The sequence below is a fragment of the Micromonospora sp. I033 genome, assembly GCF_053890995.1.
This window is the reverse complement of record NZ_JBSSLX010000025.1, coordinates 23,880-46,515: the sequence shown is the minus strand read 5'-3', so window position 1 is coordinate 46,515 and position 22,636 is coordinate 23,880. Positions and strand designations below refer to the sequence as shown.

Annotated in this window: 24 protein-coding genes; 4 read left to right on the top strand and 20 right to left on the bottom strand. The window is 71.8% G+C overall.

Annotation, left to right across the window (positions count from 1 at the left end):
* The first annotated feature begins 104 nt into the window (after window positions 1–104).
* A complete protein-coding gene (locus ACW0Q9_RS07205) occupies window positions 105–917 on the top strand; it encodes an alpha/beta hydrolase (protein WP_456179142.1) in 813 nt (270 codons plus the stop codon).
* A 40-nt stretch (window positions 918–957) separates the two neighbouring features.
* On the opposite strand, the gene ACW0Q9_RS07200 is transcribed toward ACW0Q9_RS07205, so the two are convergent.
* Both ACW0Q9_RS07200 and murA read right to left on the bottom strand, forming a co-directional pair.
* On the bottom strand, window positions 958–1,806 hold the full coding sequence (locus ACW0Q9_RS07200; protein WP_456179141.1) for a 3-hydroxyacyl-CoA dehydrogenase family protein: 849 nt from the start codon (window positions 1,804–1,806) through the stop codon (window positions 958–960).
* A 77-nt stretch (window positions 1,807–1,883) separates the two neighbouring features.
* Entirely contained in the window at window positions 1,884–3,323 is a 1,440-nt protein-coding gene (murA, locus tag ACW0Q9_RS07195) for a UDP-N-acetylglucosamine 1-carboxyvinyltransferase (RefSeq protein WP_456179140.1), read from the bottom strand.
* Between murA and ACW0Q9_RS07190 the strand changes: the two genes are divergently transcribed.
* Both ACW0Q9_RS07190 and ACW0Q9_RS07185 read left to right on the top strand, forming a co-directional pair.
* A complete protein-coding gene (locus ACW0Q9_RS07190; RefSeq protein ID WP_387150439.1) occupies window positions 3,322–3,894 on the top strand; it encodes a cob(I)yrinic acid a,c-diamide adenosyltransferase in 573 nt (190 codons plus the stop codon). The genes murA and ACW0Q9_RS07190 overlap by 2 nt on opposite strands.
* Window positions 3,870–4,289 carry a VOC family protein gene (locus ACW0Q9_RS07185; protein WP_456179139.1) on the top strand — a complete coding sequence of 140 codons (420 nt, stop codon included), beginning with the start codon at window positions 3,870–3,872 and terminating at the stop codon, window positions 4,287–4,289. Before ACW0Q9_RS07190 ends, ACW0Q9_RS07185 begins: the two co-directional genes overlap by 25 nt.
* 108 nt (window positions 4,290–4,397) lie before the next feature.
* Here ACW0Q9_RS07185 and ACW0Q9_RS07180 read toward each other — a convergent pair whose 3' ends face one another.
* The 14 genes from ACW0Q9_RS07180 to ACW0Q9_RS07115 all read right to left on the bottom strand — a co-directional run bounded on the left by ACW0Q9_RS07180 (window position 4,398) and on the right by ACW0Q9_RS07115 (window position 16,660).
* The gene (locus ACW0Q9_RS07180) at window positions 4,398–4,976 is read right to left on the bottom strand and encodes a hypothetical protein (RefSeq protein ID WP_456179138.1); all 579 of its coding nucleotides are present in this window, start codon (window positions 4,974–4,976) and stop codon (window positions 4,398–4,400) included.
* A gap of 708 nt (window positions 4,977–5,684) precedes the next feature.
* Window positions 5,685–6,140 (bottom strand): DUF2550 domain-containing protein, encoded by a 456-nt coding sequence (locus tag ACW0Q9_RS07175; protein WP_456179137.1) that lies wholly within the window; start codon window positions 6,138–6,140, stop codon window positions 5,685–5,687.
* A 12-nt stretch (window positions 6,141–6,152) separates the two neighbouring features.
* On the bottom strand, window positions 6,153–6,431 hold the full coding sequence (locus ACW0Q9_RS07170) for a F0F1 ATP synthase subunit epsilon (RefSeq protein ID WP_355642872.1): 279 nt from the start codon (window positions 6,429–6,431) through the stop codon (window positions 6,153–6,155).
* Between the two features lie 136 nt (window positions 6,432–6,567).
* Window positions 6,568–7,710: an LCP family protein gene (locus ACW0Q9_RS07165; RefSeq protein ID WP_456179136.1), complete on the bottom strand. Its 1,143-nt coding sequence runs from the start codon at window positions 7,708–7,710 to the stop codon at window positions 6,568–6,570.
* Window positions 7,711–7,927: 217 nt separating this feature from the next.
* Window positions 7,928–9,364, bottom strand: a complete 1,437-nt coding sequence (atpD, locus tag ACW0Q9_RS07160) for a F0F1 ATP synthase subunit beta (RefSeq protein ID WP_091262169.1) — start codon at window positions 9,362–9,364, stop codon at window positions 7,928–7,930.
* Window positions 9,364–10,293, bottom strand: a complete 930-nt coding sequence (locus ACW0Q9_RS07155) for a F0F1 ATP synthase subunit gamma (protein ID WP_456179135.1) — start codon at window positions 10,291–10,293, stop codon at window positions 9,364–9,366. The genes atpD and ACW0Q9_RS07155 overlap by 1 nt, the downstream gene beginning before the upstream one ends.
* Window positions 10,294–10,295: 2 nt before the next feature.
* Window positions 10,296–11,948 (bottom strand): F0F1 ATP synthase subunit alpha, encoded by a 1,653-nt coding sequence (gene atpA, locus ACW0Q9_RS07150; protein ID WP_456179134.1) that lies wholly within the window; start codon window positions 11,946–11,948, stop codon window positions 10,296–10,298.
* An 86-nt stretch (window positions 11,949–12,034) separates the two neighbouring features.
* The gene (locus tag ACW0Q9_RS07145) at window positions 12,035–12,856 is read right to left on the bottom strand and encodes a F0F1 ATP synthase subunit delta (protein ID WP_456179133.1); all 822 of its coding nucleotides are present in this window, start codon (window positions 12,854–12,856) and stop codon (window positions 12,035–12,037) included.
* Window positions 12,856–13,395 carry a F0F1 ATP synthase subunit B gene (locus ACW0Q9_RS07140; protein WP_456179132.1) on the bottom strand — a complete coding sequence of 180 codons (540 nt, stop codon included), beginning with the start codon at window positions 13,393–13,395 and terminating at the stop codon, window positions 12,856–12,858. Before ACW0Q9_RS07140 ends, ACW0Q9_RS07145 begins: the two co-directional genes overlap by 1 nt.
* A gap of 28 nt (window positions 13,396–13,423) precedes the next feature.
* Entirely contained in the window at window positions 13,424–13,660 is a 237-nt protein-coding gene (locus ACW0Q9_RS07135; RefSeq protein WP_456179131.1) for a F0F1 ATP synthase subunit C, read from the bottom strand.
* 66 nt (window positions 13,661–13,726) lie between these two features.
* Entirely contained in the window at window positions 13,727–14,524 is a 798-nt protein-coding gene (gene atpB, locus ACW0Q9_RS07130; protein WP_456179130.1) for a F0F1 ATP synthase subunit A, read from the bottom strand.
* A gap of 11 nt (window positions 14,525–14,535) precedes the next feature.
* Entirely contained in the window at window positions 14,536–14,772 is a 237-nt protein-coding gene (locus ACW0Q9_RS07125; protein WP_456179129.1) for an AtpZ/AtpI family protein, read from the bottom strand.
* A 174-nt stretch (window positions 14,773–14,946) separates the two neighbouring features.
* Entirely contained in the window at window positions 14,947–15,378 is a 432-nt protein-coding gene (locus ACW0Q9_RS07120) for a hypothetical protein (protein WP_456179128.1), read from the bottom strand.
* Window positions 15,371–16,660 (bottom strand): serine hydroxymethyltransferase, encoded by a 1,290-nt coding sequence (locus ACW0Q9_RS07115; protein ID WP_456179127.1) that lies wholly within the window; start codon window positions 16,658–16,660, stop codon window positions 15,371–15,373. Before ACW0Q9_RS07115 ends, ACW0Q9_RS07120 begins: the two co-directional genes overlap by 8 nt.
* 35 nt (window positions 16,661–16,695) lie before the next feature.
* Here ACW0Q9_RS07115 and ACW0Q9_RS07110 point away from each other — a divergent pair, with 35 nt between their 5' ends.
* Window positions 16,696–18,165 carry an SDR family oxidoreductase gene (locus ACW0Q9_RS07110; RefSeq protein WP_456179126.1) on the top strand — a complete coding sequence of 490 codons (1,470 nt, stop codon included), beginning with the start codon at window positions 16,696–16,698 and terminating at the stop codon, window positions 18,163–18,165.
* A gap of 12 nt (window positions 18,166–18,177) precedes the next feature.
* Here ACW0Q9_RS07110 and ACW0Q9_RS07105 read toward each other — a convergent pair whose 3' ends face one another.
* From ACW0Q9_RS07105 to prmC, 4 genes are all read right to left on the bottom strand, one after another.
* On the bottom strand, window positions 18,178–20,289 hold the full coding sequence (locus tag ACW0Q9_RS07105) for a transglycosylase domain-containing protein (RefSeq protein WP_456179125.1): 2,112 nt from the start codon (window positions 20,287–20,289) through the stop codon (window positions 18,178–18,180).
* Between the two features lie 112 nt (window positions 20,290–20,401).
* Window positions 20,402–21,013: an arsenate reductase/protein-tyrosine-phosphatase family protein gene (locus ACW0Q9_RS07100; protein ID WP_456179124.1), complete on the bottom strand. Its 612-nt coding sequence runs from the start codon at window positions 21,011–21,013 to the stop codon at window positions 20,402–20,404.
* Window positions 21,014–21,658, bottom strand: coding sequence for an L-threonylcarbamoyladenylate synthase (locus tag ACW0Q9_RS07095; protein ID WP_456179146.1), 645 nt, complete (start codon window positions 21,656–21,658; stop codon window positions 21,014–21,016). It abuts the gene before it with no gap.
* A complete protein-coding gene (prmC, locus tag ACW0Q9_RS07090) occupies window positions 21,658–22,548 on the bottom strand; it encodes a peptide chain release factor N(5)-glutamine methyltransferase (protein WP_456179145.1) in 891 nt (296 codons plus the stop codon). Before prmC ends, ACW0Q9_RS07095 begins: the two co-directional genes overlap by 1 nt.
* Window positions 22,549–22,636 lie beyond the last annotated feature (88 nt).

Sequence of the window (22,636 nt, the reverse complement as noted above, 5' to 3'; positions counted from 1 at the left end):
AACGACCCCCCACACCCCGCCTGACGGCGGAGGAAGGGTTTCCGGTCAACGCCTCGCGTAGCGCAGGGGTCCTTCCGCACACCGCAGGTGGCACACTCGCCGGCATGGCGCACATCCTGACCCGGCGCACGCTGCTGGCGGCCGGTGCCGGCGTGGCCGGCGTCGCGGTGGTCGGCGGGCTCACCGCCCGGCAACTCGCCGAGCCCCGGCCCGGGCCGGCGCCCGCCGTGCCGGACGCGCCGGCCGGCGACGAGCGGCTCATCCGGATCGCCTCCGGGGCCCGCGGCCGCGAGGTGGACTTCTGGACGGCCGTGCCCGAAGGGTACGGCGACGGTCGCGGCCTGCCCGTCTGCCTGGTGCTGCACGGCGCCTCGGCCACACCCCGGGACTACGGCCGGTTCGGGCTGGCCCGCTTCCTCACCGACGCGGTGCGCCGCGGCGCTCCCCCGTTCGCGCTGGCCGGGGCCACCGGCGGCCGGCTCTCCTGGCGCCGCTCCGGCGACGACGACCCGCAGCGGATGGTCCGCGAGGAGCTGCCCACCTGGTGCGCCCGGCGCGGCTTCGACAGCAGCCGGCTCGCCGTGTGGGGCTGGTCGATGGGCGGGTTCGGGGCGCTGCTGCTCGCCGAGGCGTACCCGGGTTGGCTGCGCGCGGTGGCCGCCTTCTCCCCCGCGGTCCGGCCCGGCGACGCGGTGTTCGGCGGGGTGGAGCGGCTGCGCGGCACCCCGGTCGGCCTCTGGTGCGGCCGGCAGGACAACTTCCTCCGGGACGTCCGCGCGCTGGCCCGGGCGCTGCCCGAGCGCCCGGTACGCGCGGCCTGGGCCGACGGACGGCACAACTTCGCCTACTGGGGCACCGTCATCCCGGACGCGTTCGCCCTGGTCGGCACGGCCCTCACCCCGCCCCGGAAAGCGTGACGCCCCCGGCCACGACGGCCGGGGGCGCGCTGCGCACGACTCAGTACGCGTAGAAGCCCTGGCCGGTCTTGCGGCCCAGGTCGCCGGCGGTGGCCATGCGCTGCAGCAGCTCCGGCGGGAAGAACTTCTCGTCGGCGGTGTCGGTGTAGATGTTCCGGGTGGCGTTGAGCAGCACGTCCACGCCGGTCAGGTCGACCGTGGCCAGCGGGCCCATGGCGTGGCCGAAGCCCAGCTTGCAGGCGGTGTCCAGGTCCTCGGCGGAGATCACGCCGGCCTCGACCAGCTTGACGGCCTCCATGGCGAGGGCGCAGATCAGCCGGGTGGTGACGAAGCCGGCGATGTCCCGGTTGACCACCACGACGGTCTTGCCGATCTCCTCGGCGAACGCCTTGGCCGTGGCCAGGGCCGCGTCGCTGGTCTTGTAGCCGCGGACCAGCTCGCAGAGCTTCATCATGGGCACCGGCGAGAAGAAGTGGGTGCCGACGACCGACTCCGGGCGCTCGGTGGCGGTGGCGATCTGCGTGACCGGGATGGCCGAGGTGTTGGTGGCCAGCACCGCGTCGGACTTGCAGATCTTGTCCAGCGCGCGGAACACCTCGTGCTTGATCTCGATCTTCTCGAAGACCGCCTCGACCACGATGTCCGCGTCGGCCGCCGCCTCCAGCTCGGTGGTCGGGGTGATCCGGGCCAGGGTCGACTCGACCTCGGACGCCTCGATCTTCCCCTTCTCGGCGAACTTCTCCAGCGACTTCCGGATGCCGTCGACGCCCCGCTTGGTGGCCGCGTCGTCCAGGTCCCGCAGCGTCACCTGCCAGCCCGCCTGCGCCGCCACCTGGGCGATGCCCGAGCCCATCAGCCCGGCACCGACGACCGCGAGTCGACCCGCCATCTGCTTCTCCCTCGCTGCGATTGAGTGTCTGCCAGCACCCTAATCCGCGAGGCTGAACGACTGCTAAGGGCGGTCCCTCAGATGGCGAGGTCCGGTTCGTCGGGCGCGGTTCCGCGTTCCACCTCCACGCCGAGGGCCCGCAGATCGGCCACGAAGTCCGGATAGCCGCGGTCGACGTGGTGCACGTGGGAGACCTCGGTGACCCCGTCGGCGCAGAGCCCGGCGATGATCAGGCCGGCGCCGGCCCGGATGTCGGTGGCGCGCACCGGGGCGCCGGAGAGGCGCTCGTGGCCGCAGACCAGGGCGTGGTGGCCGTCGGTCTTGATGTCCGCGCCGAGCCGCATCATCTCGTTGGCGAACATGAACCGGCCGTCGAAGATGTTCTCGGTGATCAGCGAGGCCCCGTCGCTGACCGCGGCGAGCCCGATCGCCATCGGCAGCAGGTCGGTGGCGAAGCCCGGAAAGGGCAGGGTGACCACGTCAACGGCCTTCGGCCGGTCGTCCATGCGTACCCGGAAGGCGCCGCCCCGGGTCTCCACCAGGCCGCCGGCCGAGACCAGTTTGTCCAGCGCGACCTCCAGGTAGGCCGGGTCGACGCCGGTCACGGTCACGTCGCCCCGGGTCATCGCCGCGGCGAACGCCCAGGTCCCGGCGACGATCCGGTCCCCCACCGTGGCGTGCCGGACCGGGCGCAGCTCGGGCACCCCGACGATGTGCAGGGTCGACGTGCCGGCTCCCTCGATCCGGGCGCCCATCCGGTTCAGCATGGTGCAGATGTCGACGATCTCCGGCTCCCGGGCCGCGTTGTCGATCGTCGTGGTGCCCCGCGCCAGCACCGCCGCCATCACCAGGTTCTCCGTGGCGCCGACGCTCGGGAAGTCCAGCGGGATGTCCGCGCCGTGCAGCCCGTCCGGGGCCTCGGCGATGACGAAGCCGTGCTCGCCGGAGATCTCCGCGCCCATCCGGGCCAGCCCGGCGATGTGCATGTCCAGGCCGCGCGAGCCGATGGCGTCCCCGCCGGGATGGGCCACCCGCACGTACCCGCGGCGGGCCAGCAGCGGGCCGAGCACGCAGATCGACGCCCGCAGCCGGCGGACCAGGTCGTAGTCGGCCTCCGCGCCCGGCTGTTCCGGCACGTCGATCACCACCGACCGGGACCGTTCCACCCCGCCGCGGGCCACCATCGGGTCGACCGGGTCGTCGGCGGCGAAGCGTACGACGCAGCCGAGCCGGCGCAGCACCTCCCCCATGATGGCGATGTCGGTGATCCGGGGAACGTTGGTGATCACGCTGCGCCCCGGGGCGAGCAGCGCCGCCGCCATCAGTTTCAGCGCGGAGTTCTTGGCCCCGACCACGTGCACGGTGCCGGCCAGCCGGGACTCACCGAGCACCCGGATGACGTCAACGTCGTTGACCCCCGGGTCGCCGGCATCACCCGGCCCCACCCCGGCCGGCCAGGCGACGCGGGCCGGCCGCGCCGGGATGGTCAGGTCCGGTATCCGTAGGCTGTGCGTCATGGCCGTCCACCTCACGCGCATCTACACCAAGGCCGGCGACGCCGGCATGACCAGGCTGAGCAACAACGAGCAGGTGCCGAAAACCGATCCGCGGATCGCCGCGTACGCGGACGTGGACGAGTGCAACGCCGCGATCGGCGTCGCCCTCGCCCTAGGGCAGCTCCCGGACGAGCTGCGGGCGGTGCTGGGGTCGATCCAGAACGACATGTTCGACGTCGGCGCGGACCTGGCGACCCCGGTGGAGCCGGACCCGAAGTACCCGCCGCTGCGGGTCACCGAGGAGTACGTGGAGCGCCTCGAGGGCTGGTGCGACGAGTACAACGCACGCCTGAGCAAGCTCGACTCCTTCATCCTCCCCGGCGGCACCGCTGGCGCGGCGCTGCTGCACGTGGCACGGACGACCGCCCGGCGTGCCGAGCGTGCGGCGTGGGCGCTGGTCGCACACGACCCGGACCGGACCAGCACGCTCCCGGCAAAGTATCTCAACCGGCTCTCCGATCTGCTCTTTATCCTGTCAAGAACGGCAAATCCGGATGGGGATGTGCTATGGGTGCCGGGCGGCAGGCGCTGACCGTCGGCGCGCTGCACCACGTGGAGGTGTGGATACCCGATCTCGCCGCCGCCACCCGTAGCTGGGGCTGGCTCCTCGGCGAGCTGGGCTGGGTGCCCTACCAGGACTGGCCCGCCGGCCGGTCCTGGCGGCTCGGCCCGACGTACCTGGTGATGGAGGAATCCCCGGCGCTCACCGGGCGCACCCACGACCGGTGCGCGCCGGGCCTCAACCACCTGGCCTTCCACGCCGGCCCGCCGGCCGCCGTGGATCGGCTGGTCACCGCCGCGCCCGGGCACGGCTGGGAACTGCTCTTCCCAAACCGCCACCCGCACGCCGGCGGCCCGCGGACCTACGCCGCCTACCTCTCCGACAAGCAGGGGTACGAGGTCGAGCTGGTCGCCGACCTCGACTAACCGGTCCGGGCACCCGCCGCCGGCCTTCGAATCTCGGCCGTCCGGTGCTGGAGACGCCGCTGGCCGGCACCCCGTGTTCGGGGTGCCGGCCAGCGTTGTTTGCTTGGGTCAGCTGTTCCAGTGCTGGGCGGTGATGTCGGCGGCCTGCTGCTCCCACTGCGCGTACGCGTCCGGGTAGGCCGAGACCTGCACGGTCTGGGCGGCCTCGGTCAGCGGCATGTCCTGCCAGCCGTCAACCTGCTTCAGACCCTTCAGGAACGCAAGCGTCGAGTACTCAGGGTCGGTGATCTGCTCCGGCGAACCCCAACCACTGGACGGGCGCTGCTGGAACAGACCCAGCGAGTCGTGGTCATTCTTGTCGCCGAGGTGACCCAGGTTCTCCAGCTTCGACTCCTGAAGGCTCGTGGCGATCGAGATGACCGCGGCCCGCTCCGGCAGACCGGCCTTCTTCGTCGCCGCGATGATCGCCTTCGCATTCGCGGTCTGCTCGTCGTTCAGATCGATCTTGGACTGGGTGCCCTGCACGCCGTGCGGGATGAGCTTGTCACCCTGCACGCTCACCGCCACAGGCTTGGTGCCCTGCACCGGACCGGCGTCGGCGTGGGCGGCGATCGGACCGGCGAAGACACCACCGGTGAAGGCCAGACCAGCAATACCGAGAACGCTCTTACGCAGCATCGTGTTCATCAGAGAAGCTCCATTCGGGGGTTGGCGCACCACGCCGATGGGGGTCGGCGGTGCGCAAGCACCGTCAGGCGCTCAAGAAAGTCTTGGGGGGGATCATCCGACGCGCGGGGCGGAGCCACTTCGTCGCGCCGGGACCATGTACAACGACCGGCGGCCCACCATCATTCCGGGCCCGGCACACTCACCTCGGCGGGCGGTCCGAAGGGGGCTGGCCACCCGCCTAGCGGGGGCGGTGGCTGGCCACCCCGCGGAGCGGGGCGTCGTCTTCCCCGGTCGTTCACGGGGATACAACGACCGCCGCCCGCCCGCCATTCCGCCGCCAGGGTGCCGCCGGCCACCCGACGAACCGGACATCCCGCCCAGGCAGACACCGTCGGTGGAACAGCATGGGTGTATCCGGGCCCCGGAGACACCCATAGCGTTCCACTCACGGCCTAGGAGTCCGGCGCGAACCGGACATTCACCCCCCAGGTCCGAGTTGGCCAGGGCAGCTCCGCCTTCAGCCAGACATCAGCCGGTCAACAGGCCTGGCCGACCGGACGTGATCGACTCCAGCTCGCCGAGATGGCGGTGTCCGGCGCCAGCCGATACCGCCACCACGCCGAGGTGGAGCGGATCACGGAAGGAGCACGCCAGGTCGCCTAGTGGCGGTATCCGCTCACGCCGGACACCGCCCAGCACGCCGGACCGGAGGGCGGGGCGCGTGGGTCAGGCGGCGGGCCAGTCCTGGGAGGCCAGACGCGGCGAGACCGCCCCGGGTGGGGCGGCCTCGAGCCAGGAGAGGAAGCCGGTGACCGTGGACCGTGCCATGGCGATCTCGACCGGGGCGTGGTTGCTGGTGCAGCGCACGATCACCCAGTCGGCCGGCATGGAGAGCCGCTCCTGGCCCTCGGGCAGCCGGCGCCGCTCCACGGCCAGCGTCTTGCGGGAGAGCACCCGCTTGGGACGCAGGGCGAAGCTGAACATGCGGTACCAGCGGAGCTCGTCGCCGACGAAGCGGCCGAAGCCGGGCGACCAGCCCCGGCCGTCGAGGATCGTGGACACCCGGACGCTGAGCCGGATGATGCCTCCGCTGCGGGTGAACAGGGCCCGCCGGATGAAGAGGATCAGAAGCGCCGCGAAGATGACCGCGACGCCGATTCCGATCCCTTCCACGATCTCCATCGGCGGGTCGGCTCAGCGCGCCGGAGTGGCCGGGGTGGCGCTCTCGGCGAGGACGGTCACGCCCTCGTCGGACACCGACAGGAAGCCGCCCGCCACGTCGTACGCGAGCTGCTCGCCACCGGCCTGCTTGATGCGTACCTGGCTGGGCTCCGCGAGCTGGCCGAGCAGGGGCGCGTGCCCCGGCAGCACACCCAGCTCACCCTCGGTCGTCCGGGCGACGACCATCTCGGCCTCGCCGGACCAGACCTTCTCCTCGACGGCTACGAGCTCGACGTGAAGCTGCTGTGCCACGCTGTCTCCTTGCTGCGGCGGCGGATTGCCGAAAGTCTAGTCGCGCCCCCGAGGCCCACCCAACGCGGGTGGCGAGAGCTGCGCCACGGTCACGCCAACGGGCCCCGGCACCCGCCGAGGCCCGTTGGCGCTCACGCTACTTGCTCTTCTGCTTGAAGTCGGGGTGCTCCAGCAGGAACGCGTCGACCTGCTCGTTGCGCAGCGCGGCGAAGAAGTCCTCGGCCGGCGGCAGCAACTGTTCCCCCTGGTAGCCGCGGCTGGTCTCCACCGGGCCGCCGGGCAGCTTGATCGTCTCGATCGAGTCGGGCCGGATGCCCTTCAGGGCGAGGGCGAAGTCGACCACGCTGTTGCCCCGGCCGTTGAAGACCAGCGACTGGCCGGCCGCGCGGAGCACCTTGTCCAGCTTCACCGGGTTGGCCACCACGTCGGCGCTGAACGCCTGGCTCACCATCGCCTTGATGAACTGCTGCTGGTGCCGCTGCCGGCCGTAGTCGGCGTCCGGCACGCCGTTCTTCGGGTAGCGCTGCCGGACGTAGTCCAGCGCCTGCCAACCCTTGAGGTGGGCGTTGCCCTTCTTGTACTCGGCCTGCGGGCCGAGGTAGCCGCCGCCGCCCGGCCGGAGCTGCCGCGGCGTGCCGTCCGGCTGCAGGTGCTCGGACCTGACGTCGCGCTCGATGTACATGTCGACGCCACCCATGGCGTCGACGATCTTCTTGAAGCCGGTGAAGTTGATGATCGCCCCGGCGTCGAAGCGCTCGATCCCGGTCACCTGCTGGACGGTCTTGGCGAGCAGCTCGAAGCCCTGCGCCGTGCTCGGGTTCTGCCCCTCCACCACGCTGCCGCGCGACATGGCGGCGTTGAGCCGGTCGGTGCCGCCCGGGTAGTTGGCCTTGGAGAACTCGGGGATCTCCACCCGCAGGTCGCGGGGCAGTGAGAAGAGGTAGCCCCGGTCCATGCCGGCCGGCACGTGCAGGATCATGATCGAGTCGGCCAGCGGCCTGGCCTTCGCGTTGCGGGGGTCGACGCCGACCAGCAGGATGTTGAGCGGGCCCTTGATGTCGCTCTTCTTCTCCTTGGCCCCGGCCGCCTGGTCGCCGAAGAGGTCCCCCTTGCCGACCGCGCCCTCGTAGCGGGCGACCAGCGCGTGGTAGCCCACCAGCACCGAGCCGCTGAGCACCATCATGACGACGCCGAGGATGGTGCAGACCCGGGCCCACCGCGGCACGCCGCGCCACATGGACCGCTTGCCGCGGTCCGTGCCGGCCTCATCCACGAGCATCTCCAATCGTCACGCCCACGACTGGTAGACGGGCGCGCGGATCCGTTTCGTTGCAAGAGATCAACGCTCATGATGTGAGCGTCGTGTCACGAACGGTACCGCGCGGTTCGGCGAGCCGCTTGCCGAGGAACCGGGCATCTGGTAACGAGGGGCCCCGAACAGGCAGAGGCCGCCCCGACATTCGTCGAGACGGCCTCTGTGGAGTGTGAGCGGGCTCTCAGCCCTCCATCAGCTCCTTGGCCTTCTTCTCGAGGTCCTCCAGACCGCCGCACATGAAGAACGCCTGCTCGGGGAAGTGGTCGTACTCGCCCTCGCTGATCTTCTTGAACGCCTCGATGGTCTCCTTGATCGGGACCGTCGAGCCCGGCACGCCGGTGAACTGCTCGGCGGCGTAGGTGTTCTGCGACAGGAAGCGCTCGATCCGGCGGGCCCGGCCCACCGTGACCTTGTCCTCCTCGGAGAGCTCCTCGATGCCGAGGATGGCGATGATGTCCTGCAGGTCCTTGTAGCGCTGCAGGATTCGCTTCACCTCGGTGGCGACCGCGAAGTGCTCGGCGCCGACGAAGTCCGGGGCGAGGATCCGGGACGAGGACGCCAGCGGGTCCACGGCCGGGTAGATGCCCTTGTCGGAGATCGACCGCTCCAGGTTGGTGGTCGCGTCCAGGTGGGCGAACGTGGTGGCCGGCGCCGGGTCGGTGTAGTCGTCGGCGGGCACGTAGATCGCCTGCATCGAGGTGATGGCCTGGCCCCGGACGGAGGTGATCCGCTCCTGGAGCTCGCCCATCTCGTCGGCCAGGGTCGGCTGGTAACCCACGGCGCTCGGCATGCGGCCGAGCAGCGTGGAGACCTCGGAACCGGCCTGGGTGAAGCGGAAGATGTTGTCGATGAAGAGCAGCACCTCCTGCTTCTTCACGTCGCGGAAGTACTCCGCCATGGTCAGCGCGGAGAGGGCGACCCGCAGCCGGGTGCCCGGCGGCTCGTCCATCTGGCCGTAGACCAGCGCGGTCTTGTCGATGACGCCGGACTCGGTCATCTCGGCGATGAGGTCGTTGCCCTCACGGGTGCGCTCACCCACGCCGGCGAAGACCGAGGTACCACCGAAGTTCCGGGCCACGCGGGTGATCATCTCCTGGATGAGCACCGTCTTGCCCACGCCCGCGCCGCCGAACAGGCCGATCTTGCCGCCCTTGACGTACGGGGCCAGCAGGTCGATGACCTTGATGCCGGTCTCCAGCATCTCGGTCTTCGGCTCCAGGTCCGCGAAGGCCGGGGCCTTGCGGTGGATCTGCCAGCGGTCGTCCGCCTCGAGCGTCTCGCCCTCGGTGAGGTTGAGGACCTCGCCGATCGCGTTGAACACGTGGCCCTTGACCGCGTCGCCCACCGGCACGGTGATCGGCGAGCCGGTGTCCCGGACCTCGGAGCCGCGGACCAGGCCGTCGGTCGGCTGCATCGAGATGGCGCGGACCACGTTGTCACCCAGGTGCTGGGCGACCTCGAGGGTCAGCGTCTTCTCGCCGCCGGAGAGCGTCACGTCCACGTGCAGGGCGTTGAACAGGTCCGGCATGGCGTCGCGCGGGAACTCGGCGTCGACGACCGGGCCGATGACCCGGACCACGCGACCCGTGGCCGTCTTGGTCTCTACTGGGGCAGTCATCACACTTCACTTCCCGACGCGGCCAGCGCGTTCGCGCCGCCGACGATCTCACTGATCTCCTGGGTGATCCCGGCCTGGCGGGCCGAGTTCATCTCGCGCGTGTACTTCTCGATCATCTCTTCGGCGTTGTCGGTGGCGCTCTTCATCGCCCGCCGACGGGCCGCCGACTCGCTGGCCGCCGACTCCAGCAACGCCGCGTAGATCCGCGTGTTGATGTACTTCGGCAGCAGCGCGTCGAGCAGCGCCTCCGCCTCCGGCTCGAACTCGTACGCCGGCAGCAGGCCCTCGGACCGCGGCCGGTCCTCGACCTGCATCGGGCCGATGATCTTCGCGACCGGAGTCTGGGTCATCAGGGACTGGAACTCGGTGTAGACGATGTGCAGCTCGTCGATGCCGAGGATCCCGTCCGCCCCAGCCTGGTTGTCCACGTCGTCCGCGCCGGCCGAGAACGCCTTGATCAGCGTCTCGCCCACCTCGCGGGCGTCGGAGAAGCCCGGCTGCTCGGAGAAGCCCGTCCAGCTCGCCGCGATCTCCCGGTTGCGGAACCGGTAGTACGTCACGCCCTTGCGGCCGACGACGTAGAGCACCGGCTCCTTGCCGTCGGCACGCAGCCGGGAGATCAGCGACTCCGCGGTCCGGATCGCGTTGGTGCTGTAACCACCGGCCAGGCCACGGTCGGCCGTGACGAGCAGGACGCCCGCCCGCCGCACCCGCTCGCGCGGGGTGAGCAGCGGGTGGTCGATCCGCGCGTTCGAGGCCAGCGCCGTGAGCACGCCGGTGATGGCCTGGGCGTACGGCAGCGAAGCCGCCACCCGGGCCTGGGCCTTGGCGATGCGGCTCGTCGCGACGAGCTCCATCGCCTTGGTGATCTTCTTCATCGACTTCGCCGAGCGGATCCGTTGACGAAGAACGCGAACCTGCGCGGCCATCGTCAGCTCTCAGCCGGGCGGTCGGTCGAGCCGTCGCGGAAGCGGGTCACCGTCTCGCGGTTCTCCTCGCCCTCCATCGGCTGCGCGGCCGGCTCGTTGAGCCGGACCTCGTCCTCCTTGCCCAGGAAGACCTTCTTGAACTCGGTGATGGCCGAGTCGAGCGAGCCGATGATGTCGTCGTCCCACTTGTTGTCGGCGATGCCGGCCAGGACGCCCTCGTGCTTGTGCCGGAGGTACTGGAGGAACTCCGACTCGAAGCGACGGACCTCGCCCACCGGGATGTCGTCCAGCTTGCCCTCGGTGCCGGCCCACACGGAGACGACCTGCTCCTGCACGGGGTACGGCGAGTAGTTCGGCTGCTTGAGCAGCTCGACCAGGCGGGAGCCGCGGTCCAGCTGGGCGCGGGAGGCCCGGTCCAGGTCGGAGGCGAAGGCGGCGAACGCCTCCAGCTCGCGGTACTGGGCCAGGTTGAGCCGCAGCGAGCCGGCGACCTTCTTCATCGGCTTCACCTGCGCGGCGCCACCGACCCGGGAGACCGAGGTGCCGACGTTGATGGCCGGCCGGACGCCCTGGTTGAACAGGTCGGTCTCCAGGAAGATCTGGCCGTCGGTGATGGAGATGACGTTGGTCGGGATGAACGCCGAGATGTCGTTCGCCTTGGTCTCGATGATCGGCAGACCGGTCATCGAGCCGCCGCCCAGCTCGTCGGAGAGCTTGGCGCAGCGCTCCAGCAGCCGGGAGTGCAGGTAGAAGACGTCACCCGGGTAGGCCTCGCGGCCCGGCGGGCGGCGCAGCAGCAGCGACACGGCCCGGTACGCCTCGGCCTGCTTGCTCAGGTCGTCGAAGACGATCAGGACGTGCTTGCCGCCGTACATCCAGTGCTGGCCGATGGACGAGCCGGTGTACGGGGCGAGGTACTTGAAGCCGGCCGGGTCCGAGGCCGGGGAGGCGACGATGGTGGTGTACTCCATCGCGCCGGCCTCCTCCAGCGTCCCCTTGATGGAGGCGATGGTGGAGGCCTTCTGGCCGACGGCGACGTAGATGCAGCGAACCTGCTTCGTCGGGTCGCCGGAGCGCCAGTTCTCCCGCTGGTTGAGGATGGTGTCCAGGGCGACCGTGGTCTTGCCGGTCTTCCGGTCACCGATGATCAGCTGGCGCTGGCCGCGGCCGATCGGGGTCATCGCGTCGACGGCCTTGATGCCGGTCTGCATCGGCTCGAAGACCGACTGCCGGGCCATCACGTTCGGAGCCTGCAGCTCCAGCTCGCGGTAGCCCTCGTTCGCGATGTCGCCGAGGCCGTCGATCGGCTGGCCGAGCGCGTTGACCACGCGGCCCAGGAAGGCGTCGCCGACCGGCACCGAGAGCACCCGCTCGGTCCGCTTGACCCGCTGGCCCTCTTCGATCCCGCCGTAGTCACCGAGGACGACGACACCGATCTCCCGGACGTCGAGGTTCAGCGCCACGCCGAGCGTGCCGTCCTCGAACTCCAGGAGCTCGTTGGTCATGGTCGAGGGCAGACCCTCGACGTGGGCGATGCCGTCGCCGGCGTCGGCGACGGTGCCGACCTCCTCACGGGAGACGTCGGCCGTGTAGGAGGAGACGTAGCGCTCCAGGGCGCCGCGGATCTCCTCCGTCGAGATGGTCAGCTCGGCCATCCTCTGCTTCCTTAAGTATCAGGGGCCCGGGGATACCTAGTACCGACCGGTCCGATGGCGTCGAATCAGGGCTGCTAAGACGCTGATCAGCGCTTCGCGAGCGCGTTGCGGGTCTCGTTGAGGCGGCGCAGGACGGTGCCGTCGTACAGGTCGGAGCCGACCCGCACACTCACCCCACCGAGCACGTCCGGGTTCACCGTCTGCTTGACGGAGACCTCCCGACCGTACATCTCGGAGAGGCGGGCACCGAGGCGTCGCTCCTCCTCGTCACTCAGCGGAGCCGCCACGGTCACGTACGCGACCTGACGGTCCCGCCGGTCGGCGGCCAGCTCGACCAGCCGGGTGAGCGCCCCGGTGAAGGAGCGTCCCCCGAAGCCGGCGAGCGCGGCACCGACGAGGTAACCGGTGATCGGCCGGGCCTTGCCGTCGAGCAGCTGGTCGGCCAGGGTGGCCCGCCGCTCGGCCGGGGCCATCGGGTCGGAGAGCGCGTTGGACAGCTCCGGGGAGCCGGAGACGACCTGCCCGAAGCGGAACAGCTCGTCCTCGACCTCGCCCAGCTCGCCGGCCTTGTCGGCGCTCGCCAGGAGCGCCTCGACGCCCAGCCGCTCGACGCCGTCGAGGAGTTCCGACGGAGCCGACCAGCGGCCGGAGACCAGCGAGGCGAGCAGGTCGAGCGCGTCGGCGCCGATCCGGCCACGCAGCATGTCGCCGAGCAGACCGCTCCGGTCCGCACCGCTGCGGGCCGGGTCGGAGAGCGCCCGGCGCAGCCGCGGCTCGCGCCGCAGCAGGGCGGCGACGGAGAGGATGTCGTCGGCGGTGGAGGCCACCGCCGACGGCTCCGCGCCGCGGGCGTACGCGTCGAGGCGATCCGCCGCGACCTTGTACGACTCCCGGCTGGCGGCCTGCATCAGCGGGCCCCCGTGCTCTCGAGACCGCTCAGGAACCGGTCCACGGTGCCCTTGCGACGCGCCTCGTCGGCGAGCGACTCACCGACGATCTTGCTGGCCAGGTCCACCGCGATGGCGCCGACCTCGGTGCGCAGCTCGCGCACGATGGTGGCCCGCTCCGCGGCGAGCTGCTCCTTGCCGGCGGCGATGATCCGGTCGGACTCCTCGCGCGCCTTGGCGAGGATGTCCTGACGGATGCCCTCGGCGTCGGCCCGGGCGTCGTCGCGGATCCTGGCGGCGTCGGTACGCGCCTCCGCGAGCTGGGCCCGGTACTGCTCGAGCAGCTGGCCCGCCTCGGCCTGGGCGGCCTCGGCGCGCTTGATGCCGCCCTCGATCGCGTCGACCCGGGCCTGGAACGTCTGCTCCATGCGGGGGAAGACGAACTTCATCAGCACGAAGCAGAGCACGATGAAGGCGACACCACCGACCACGATCTCCTGCCAGACCGGCAGGATCGGGTTGTGGGCCGTCTCACCACCCTCGGCGGCGAGGAAGTACATGGAAGACCTCCCGATCAAAGGGACGGGATCAGGCGGCGGTGCCGGCCCAGACGAAGCCGAAGGCGACGCCGAGCAGGGCCAGCGCCTCGATGACGGCGAAGCCGATCCAGACGTACGGCAGGGTCATCCGGGACGACTCCGGCTGGCGGGCGGTCGACTGGATGTAGGCCGAGAAGACCAGGCCCACGCCGATGCCGGGGCCGATGGCGGCCAGGCCGTAACCGATAGCAGCGGTGCTGCCCGTTACCTCGGCAAGGATGCTCATTGGTGGTTCCTCCTGGTTATCACGCGTGACGGTCACGCGGGACGACAACGGTTGGTGCGAAGTGGATCAGTGCTCTTCGGCAAGCGCGCCCTGCACGTAGCTGGCGGTCAGCACCGTGAAGACGTACGCCTGCAGACAGATCACCAGGAACTCGAGGAAGGTCAGCGCGATCGTCATCACCCACGACAGCAGCGAGACCGGGGCCAGCAGCGCGGTGGCGTTGAGCATGGCGAAGCCGCCGAGCGTGAAGACCAGCAGGAGCATGTGGCCGGCGAACATGTTCGCGAAGAGACGGACGGCCAGCGAGAACGGCCGGACCAGGAAGGTCGAGAACGCCTCGATCGGGATCAGCAGCGGCAGGATGTACCACGGCGCCGGCGGGATCAGCGCGTTCTTGAAGTACTTGCCGGCGCCGTGGTGCTTGATGCCGACGTAGTTGAAGAGCACGTAACTGATGATCGCCAGGAACGCCGGGAAGGCGATGTGCGAGTTCGGCGAGATCTGGAAGAGCGGGATGATCGCGAACGCGTTCGTCAGCAGGACGAAGCAGAACAGCGTCGTGAAGTAGGGCGCGAAGCGCACGCCCTGGTGCCCGATCATGTCGACCGCGATGTTGTTCCGCACGAAGCCGTAGATCGACTCGGCGAACCACTGCTTCTTGGTCGGCACCAGCTGCGGGTTGCGGTAGCTGAGCAGGAAGAACAGGATCAGGATCCCGACGGCCAGCCAGACCATGAACGTGATCTTGGTGAACCAGTAGGAGTCGTGCGCACCCCAGGGCAGGATGCTGGGCAGGTAGAAATCCTCCACGCTGGGTGGGAAATTGACCTCGCCCTGTGCAAGGACGTTCGCCTGTCCGAACACCGCGTCCCTTCCTATTGAGGCGTGCCGAGCTTGCGCACGACCAGGATGATCCCCCCGGCCATGCCGAGCACGATCCCGATCCCGGTGGCGATGCCACTGGTGTCGAGCCAACGGTCGACCAGCCAGCCGATGAAGCCCCACACGAGCATGCCTCCGATGAGGTAGCTGAGCGCGGTCCAACCCTGGCCGGCACCGGACGGAACGTCGCCCGGGCCGCCAGTGCTGGGGGGTTTCTGGTCACCGGCCATGACGGGGCGAACGATATCAGTCGAGCCGAAGAGGCTGTGCCTCACCCCCCGCACAACGTGGTTGTGTGGGACACGGGTGGGCGAAGTCGTCTGGAGGCACGCTACTCCCCTCCCGCCACTGAGAGAATGACCGATCGCGGACACACCGGCGCGCCGTCCGCAGGTTGGGATGGCTCAGGTGTGGACGCGGCGGGCGTGCACGGTGGTCAGCCACCAGATGTGCACCCCGGTCCAGACCACCACGCCCGCGGCGATGCCCAGCGCGAACGGGACGAGCCCCGGCCAGCCGGTCGACGCGACCAGCACCATCACCCCGCCGAGCAGGGTCATCTTGGCGATGTAGACGCCCAGCCCGAACGGCAGCACGAGCTGCGGGTCCCGGGCGTCGGCCCAGGCCAGCACCACCGTGGTGAGCGTGTAGCTGACCGCGGTGACGGCCACCCCGGCCGCCGCGCCGAGCGCGCCGTCCGCGCCGCGGGCCAGCCCGCCGGCCACCGCCGCCACGGCGGCCATCAGCACCGAGGCGACGAGCAGCACGGGCAGGTGGCGCAGGCGCCAGCCCCGGTCCGCGACCGCCTCCGCCGCGCGCGTCCCCGGCTCAGCCACGGGGGTACGCCGGGAAGCTGCCGACCAGCTCGGTCACGTCGCCGGCGATCCGGCTCAACTCGTCCGCCCCACCGGGCGACTCGGGGTCGGTGCGCACCGCCCGGGCGATCAGCGTCGCGACCCGGCGCATCTCCCCCTCCCGCATGCCCTGGGTGGTGACGCTCGGCGTGCCGACCCGGATACCCGAGGCGACCATCGGCTTCTGCGGGTCGTACGGGATGGCGTTCTTGTTCAGCGTGATGCCGGCGGCGTCGCAGCGCGCCTCGGCCGCGGCGCCGGTCACCCCGGTCTCCCGCAGGTCGATCAGGGCCAGGTGGGTGTCGGTGCCGCCGGAGACCGGCCGCATGCCCTCGGCGGCCAGCCCGCCGGCGAGCGCCTGGGCGTTGCTGACCACCTGGGAGGCGTACGCCCGGAACTCGGGCTGGGCGGCCTCGCGGAGGGCGACCGCCTTCGCGGCGACCGCGTGCATCAGCGGCCCGCCCTGGGTGAACGGGAAGACCGCCTTGTCGATCCGGGCGGCCAGCGACTCCCGGCAGAGGATCATGCCGCCGCGCGGTCCGCGCAGCACCTTGTGCGTGGTGCAGGTGACCACGTCGGCGTGGGGCACCGGGGACGGGATGGCCCGGCCGGCGACCAGCCCGATGAAGTGCGCGGCGTCCACCATGAGGTAGGCGTCGACCTCGTCGGCGATCTCGCGGAACCGGGCGAAGTCGATCAGCCGCGGGTACGCCGTCGCGCCGCAGATGATGAGCTTCGGCCGGTGCGCGAGGGCCAGGTCGCGGACCTCGTCGTAGTCGATCAGCTCGGTGTCCGGGCGGACGGTGTAGCCGACCGGGTGGAACCACTTCCCGGAGAAGTTCACCCGGCTGCCGTGGGTCAGGTGCCCGCCGTGCGGCAGGTCCATGGCCAGCACGGTGTCGCCCGGCTGCACGAGTGCGGCGTACGCGGCCAGGTTGGCGCTCGCGCCGGAGTGCGGCTGGAGGTTGGCGTGCTCGGCCCCGAACAGCTCCTTCGCCCGGGCGATGCCGAGCTCCTCGGCCCGGTCGACCTCGGCGCAGCCGCCGTAGTAACGCCGGCCCGGGTAGCCCTCGGCGTACTTGTTGGTGAGCGTGGAGCCGAGGGCCGCCAGCACCGCGGGCGAGGTGAGGTTCTCGCTGGCGATCAGTTGCAGGCCGCCGCGCAGCCGGGCCAACTCCCCCAGCACCACCTCGGCGATCTCCGGATCGACGGTGCTGAGCTGCTGGAAGTCCGGCCCCCAGAAGGTGTCCCTCGCGTTCTCCACAGCGAAGGAGTCTACGGAGCCGCAGACTGGAAGCCGTGAGATGCCTCGTCACCGGCGCCACGGGTTACATCGGTGGGCGCCTCGCGCCCCGGTTGCTGGCCGACGGACACACCGTCCGCTGCCTCGCCCGCAAGGCGGGGCGCCTGCGGGACGTGCCGTGGGCGTCCCGGGCCGAGATCGCCGAGGGCGACCTGCGGCGGCCGGAGACGCTACCGGCCGCGTTCGAGGGCGTGGACGTGGCCTACTACCTCGTCCACTCGCTCGGCCAGCGCGGGTTCGAGGCGGCCGACCGGGAGGCCGCGGCCAACTTCGCCGCCGCGGCCCACGCCGCGGGCGTACGCCGGGTGGTCTACCTCGGTGGGCCGGAGCCGGCGGCGGAGCGGAACGTCCCGTCGGCGCACCTGCGGTCCCGCGCGGAGGTCGGCCGGATCCTGTTGGACAGCGGGGTGCCGACGGCGGTGCTGCGGGCCGCGGTGATCATCGGGTCCGGCTCGGCCTCGTTCGAGATGCTGCGCCACCTGACCGAGCGGCTGCCGGCGATGGTCACCCCGCGCTGGGTGCGCAACCGGATCCAGCCGATCGCCGTCCGCGACGTGCTGCGCTACCTGGTCGCCTGCGCGGACCTGCCGCCCGAGGTGAACCGCGCCTTCGACATCGGCGGCCCGGACGTGCTCACCTTCGAGCAGATGATGCAGCGGTACGCGCGGGTGGCCGGGCTGCGCCAGCGGATGATCCTGCCGGTGCGGCCGCTGACCCCGGCGCTCTCCTCCTACTGGGTCGGTCTCATCACGCCGGTGCCGAACGCGATCGCCCGGCCGCTGGTGGAGAGCCTGGTCCACGAGGCGGTCGCCCGGGAGCACGACATCGCAAGGTACGTGCCCGACCCGCCCGGCGGGCTGACCGGCTTCGACCAGGCGGTCGCCCTGGCCCTGGCGAAGGTCCGCGACGCCCAGGTGGAGACCCGCTGGTCGACCGCGAGCGTGCCGGAGGCCCCGGCCGAGCCGCTGCCCAGCGACCCGGAGTGGTCGGGCGGGACCGCGTACACCGACGTGCGGGAACGGGCCGTTGCCGCCCCGCCGGCGGCGCTCTGGCGGGTCGTCGAGGGGGTCGGCGGCGAGCACGGCTGGTACTCGTTCCCGCTGGCCTGGTCGGTGCGGGGCTGGCTGGACCGGCTGATCGGCGGGGTGGGGCTGCGCCGGGGCCGGCGCGACCCGCACCGCCTCCAGGTCGGCGAGGCGCTGGACTTCTGGCGGGTCGAGGAGATCGTCCCCGGCGAGCTGCTGCGGCTGCGCGCCGAGATGCGGCTGCCCGGCCGGGCCTGGCTGGAGATGCGTGTCGAGCCGGCCGGCGACGGCCGCAGCCGCTACGTCCAGCGCGCCGTCTTCCTCCCCCACGGCCTGCCCGGCCACCTCTACTGGGCCTCGGTCGCCCCGTTCCACGCCGTCGTCTTCGGCGGCATGGCCCGCAACATCGCCCGCGGCGCCGAACGGCCCGGCTCCCGCTGACCCCGCCCCGGGTCAGTTGCCGGTGCGCGGGCTGGTGCGCTCGAAGGCGACCTTCTGGCTCGGCGGGACGAAGTCCCGGACGGGCTGGTCGCGCAGCGCGTACGCGAGGAGGCGGCCCACCGCCTCGATCTGGCGGACCTGGACCCCGCCGCCGACGGCGTCCCGGGGGTTGTCCGGGTTCGCGGCGATCGTCGCGACGGCGAGCTGCGGGGTGAAGGCCACCACGGTCTCCGTCGCGTTCCGCTCCGAGCTGCCGGTCTTGCCGGACAGCGGGCGGCGCAGGCCGGGGGCCAGCTCCTCGGCGGTGCCGCCGTCGCAGCGGCGGTACATCGACTGGTCACCGACCGGGCAGCGGCCCGCGTCCGCCGCGGCCCGGGCCACCTCCGTGTCGAGCACCTGGCGGCAGTCCGGGTTGCCGGCGGCCACCTTCCGCCCGGTGGGGTCGGTGATCGAGGCGATCGGGGTGGGCCGGCACCAGGTCCCCTCGGCGGCCACCGTGGCGTACGCGTTGGCCAGGTCGAGCGGCGTGGTGGCGGAGACCCCGAGGGTGAACGGCCCCCAGTTCTTCGCGCCGTCCCGGGCCAGCTTCGCGTCGCCGGGCGAGCGGAACACGATGCCCAGCCGCTCGGCCATCTCCACCACCCGGTCCGCGCCGACCCGCTCGGTCAGCCAGGCGAAGTAGGTGTTCACCGACCGGCCGAAGGCGCTCCACATGGTCTGGCGGCCGTCCATCCACAACGGGTTGGCGTTCTCCGGGCACCAGAAGCCGCCGCAGCTCGCCGGGCCGCCGTCGATCGGGTAGTCGGTGACATAGACGCTCTCGGCGTCGAAGTCGGTGGCCAGCGGCAACCCGGACTCCAGCGCGGCCAGCATGGCGAAGAGCTTAAAGGTGGAGCCAGCCTGGTAGCCCTCGATGCCCGCGCCGCCGGCGACCAGTTGGTTGACCGTGTTCGGGTAGTTCTGCCGGGTGTCCGGGTTCGGCGCCACGCTGTAGTTGCGGTTCACCGCCATGGCCAGCACCCGGCCGGTGCGGGGCTGCACCACCGCGGTCGGCGCGGCCCGCTGGTTGGTGTTCGGATAGATCCGCAGCACCTGCTCGGTGGCCTTGGCCTGCACGTCCACATCGAGTGAGGAGACGATCGACCAGCCGCCCCGGCGCAGCGTGCGCTGCCGTTCGTCCGCCGTCTTGCCGAACGCGGGCTGGGCGTTCCACCACTGGGTGAACCAGTCGCAGAAGAAGCCCCAGTCGCTGTGCCCGGCGGGCACCGCCGTGCAGTCGTTCGGGGTGGCGCTGGGCTTGAGGTTGAGCTGCTCGGCCTTGGCCCGGTCCGCGTCCGCCGCGGCCACCAGCCCGGTCTGCACCATCCGGTCCAGCACGTACGCCCGGCGGCCCAGCGCCGAGTCGGCGTCGCCGTTGATCGGGTCGTCGGTGTCCGGTGCGCGGACCAGCCCGGCGAGCAGCGCCGACTGGGCCAGGGTGAGCTGCGCCGGGGTGGTGGAGAAGTAGCGCTTGCTGGCCGCCGCGATGCCGTACGCGCCGGCGCCGAAGTAGGCGATGTTCAGGTAGCGCCCGAGGATCTCGTCCTTGCTGATCCGGCGCTCCAGGGCCAGCGCGTACCGCATCTCGCGGATCTTGCGGCCGACGGTGATCTCGGTGGCCCTGGCCCGCTGCTCCTCGGTGAGCCGGGGGTCGCCGGCCAGCGCGTTGCGCACGTACTGCATGGTCAGCGTGGAGGCGCCCTGCCGGGTGCCCTCCCGCCGGTTGGCCGTGAAGGCCCGCGCCACGCCGCGCACGTCGACGCCGTGGTGCTGGTAGAAGCGGACGTCCTCGGCGGCCACGATGGCCTGCCGCATCACCGGCGCCACCTCGCCGACCGGCACGTCCACCCGGTCCTCCACGTAGAACGAGGTGATCAGGGTGCGGCCGTCGCTGGCGTAGAGGTTGGAGCGTTGGGCCGGTTGCGGCGTCTTCAGCGACTCCGGCAGCGCGGCGTAGGGCATGAGGTTCTTGAAGCCGAGCCCGAAGACCAGCGCGGCCGGCAGCGCGGCGGCGGCCAGGGCCAGCCCGGCGAGCACGCCGGCGAGCACAACGGTGAACAGCTTGTTGAGATGGGCCCGGTTCATCAGCTCTCCCCGCAGGAGCCGGCCGTACGGACCCGTCCAGAATGACCGGAATTGCCGGTTTCACCGCCGTCTTCGGCGAAACGCGCAGGAAGTTCGCGAGAAAGGATGAACCTCAGGGCAGCAGGGCTGCGGCCAGCGGCTGGACCGTCTCCTCGATCTCGTCGGCCACCCGGTTGAAGCACTGGTCACCGCGGCCCCAGGGATCGTCCAGGTCGTCGGTGGGCAGCGCGGCGCTGCCCTGCCGGGCCGCGTCCGCCGCCGCCACCAGCGCCACGCCCCGGGCGTACACCGCGTCCGGGGTGGCCTCCACCGGCGGCAGCCCGGCCCGGTCCAGCCCGCCGAGCAGCCGGCCGAACTCGCCCAGCACGAAGGTGCGCGCGGCGGCGTCCGGGCGCAGCGCCACCACGTACTCGTGCTGGTCGGCGGTGGCCGTGAGGACCAGGTCGGCGGCGTCGATGAGGTCGGAGCGGAGCCGGCGGGCGGCGAACCCGTCCGCCGCACCGCCCCGCGAGGTCACCTGCCGGGCGGCCGGGGGATTCATCTCCTCGCCGGCGTGCCAGCCGCCGGTGCCGGCGCTGTGGCTGTGCACCAGCTCGTCCGAGCGCTCCGGGTCGACGCCGAGCCGGCCCAGCCGCTCGCGGACGGCGAGCACCAGCAGCCGCTCGGCCATCGGGGACCGGCAGATGTTGCCCATGCAGACGTGCAGGACGGTGAACGGCGGCACTCAGACCCCCCGCTCGTCGAGGATGTCCGGCACCACGTCGCGCAGCTTCTCCAGGGTCACCGCCCCCTGGCGCAGCACCCGGGGCACCTCGCCGGTCAGGTCGACGATGGTGCTCGGCACCGGGTCCAGCGCCGGGCCGGCCTCCAGGTAGGCCCGGACGCCGTAGCCGAGCTGGTCGCGGGCCTCCTCGGCGGTGAGCGCGGCCGGCTGGCCGACCTTGTTGGCCGAGGCCACCGCCATGGGGCCGGTCTCCCGCAGCACCTCCAGCGCCACCGGGTGCAGCGGCATCCGCACCGCCACCGTGCCGCTGGCGTCGCCCAGGTCCCAGGCCAGGCTCGGCGAGTGCTCCACCACGATGGTCAGCGCACCCGGCCAGAACGCCTCGACCAGCTCGCGGGCCGAGCGGGGCAGCGAGAAGACCAGGCCGTCGAGGGTGTGCCGGGAACCGATCAGCACCGGGGGCGCCTGCCGGGCGCCACCCTTGGCGTCCGCGAGGGCCTTCACCGCGTACGGGGTGAAGGCGTCGGCGCCGATGCCGTAGACCGTGTCGGTCGGCAGGACGACGAGTTCCCCGTTCTTGATTGCCTCGATGGCAGCGGCGATGCCGCGGTCCCGGTCGGCGGGCGACCGACAGTCGTAGAGCATCACGAGGAGCCAGTCTGCCACGCCGGGCCGGGGTCGGCGTGTCGGCCGTCCGCCCGGCGGGACGCGGTCGCGTAGCGGGGCCGCCCGACCAGGTCACGGTGCTCCTCGACCCGCTCGTAGCGGCCGTCGGCGGCGAGCAGGGCGGGCACCGCCGTGGCGTGGGTGTCGTCGTGCTCGACACCGAGCGCGCCGCCGGGGCGGAGCAGGGCCGCCGCCCGGCCCACCACCGGGCGGATCACGTCCAGCCCGTCCGCGCCGCCGTACACCGCATCGTCCGGGTCGTGGCCGGCCACGTCGGGCGACACCACCACCGACCGGGGCACGTACGGCGGGTTGCAGAGCAGCACGTCGACCCGGCCCACCAGCTCGGGGAGAAGCTCCGGATCGGTGACGTCGGCGGCGATCACCTCGATCGGCCGGTCCCCGGCGGCGGCCCGCTCGGCGGCGTTGCGGCGCAGCCAGTCCAGCGCCGCCGGCGACCGCTCCACCGCCACCACCCGGGCCGACGGCAACTCCTGGGCGACCGCGAGGGCGATCGCGCCGGACCCGCTGCACAGGTCGACGACGAGCGGCGCGGGCCACCGGCGCGCCTGCTCGACCCCCCAGCCGGCGAGCAGTTCGGTCTCCGGCCGGGGCACGAAGACGCCCGGGCCGACCGCCAGCTCCAGGTGCCGGAAGCCGGCGACGCCGGTGAGGTGCTGGAGCGGTTCCCGGGCCACCCGCCGGTCGACCAGCGCGTCGAGGCGGTCGCGCTGGGCCGGGCTGAAGCCCTCGGCCAGCGCCAGCCGGCCGCGCGGCACGTCGAGCACGTACGCGGCCAGTTGCTCGGCCTCCGCGCGGGGCGCCTCGACGCCGGCCGCCGCGAGGGCCCGAGCCGCCCGGGCGACCACCAGTGAGGGGCGCTCGCGTTCTGACCCTTCGGACGGGTGTTGCGGGAGGGAGGTCACGACATAATCATGAAGCGTCGCGGGTCACCTC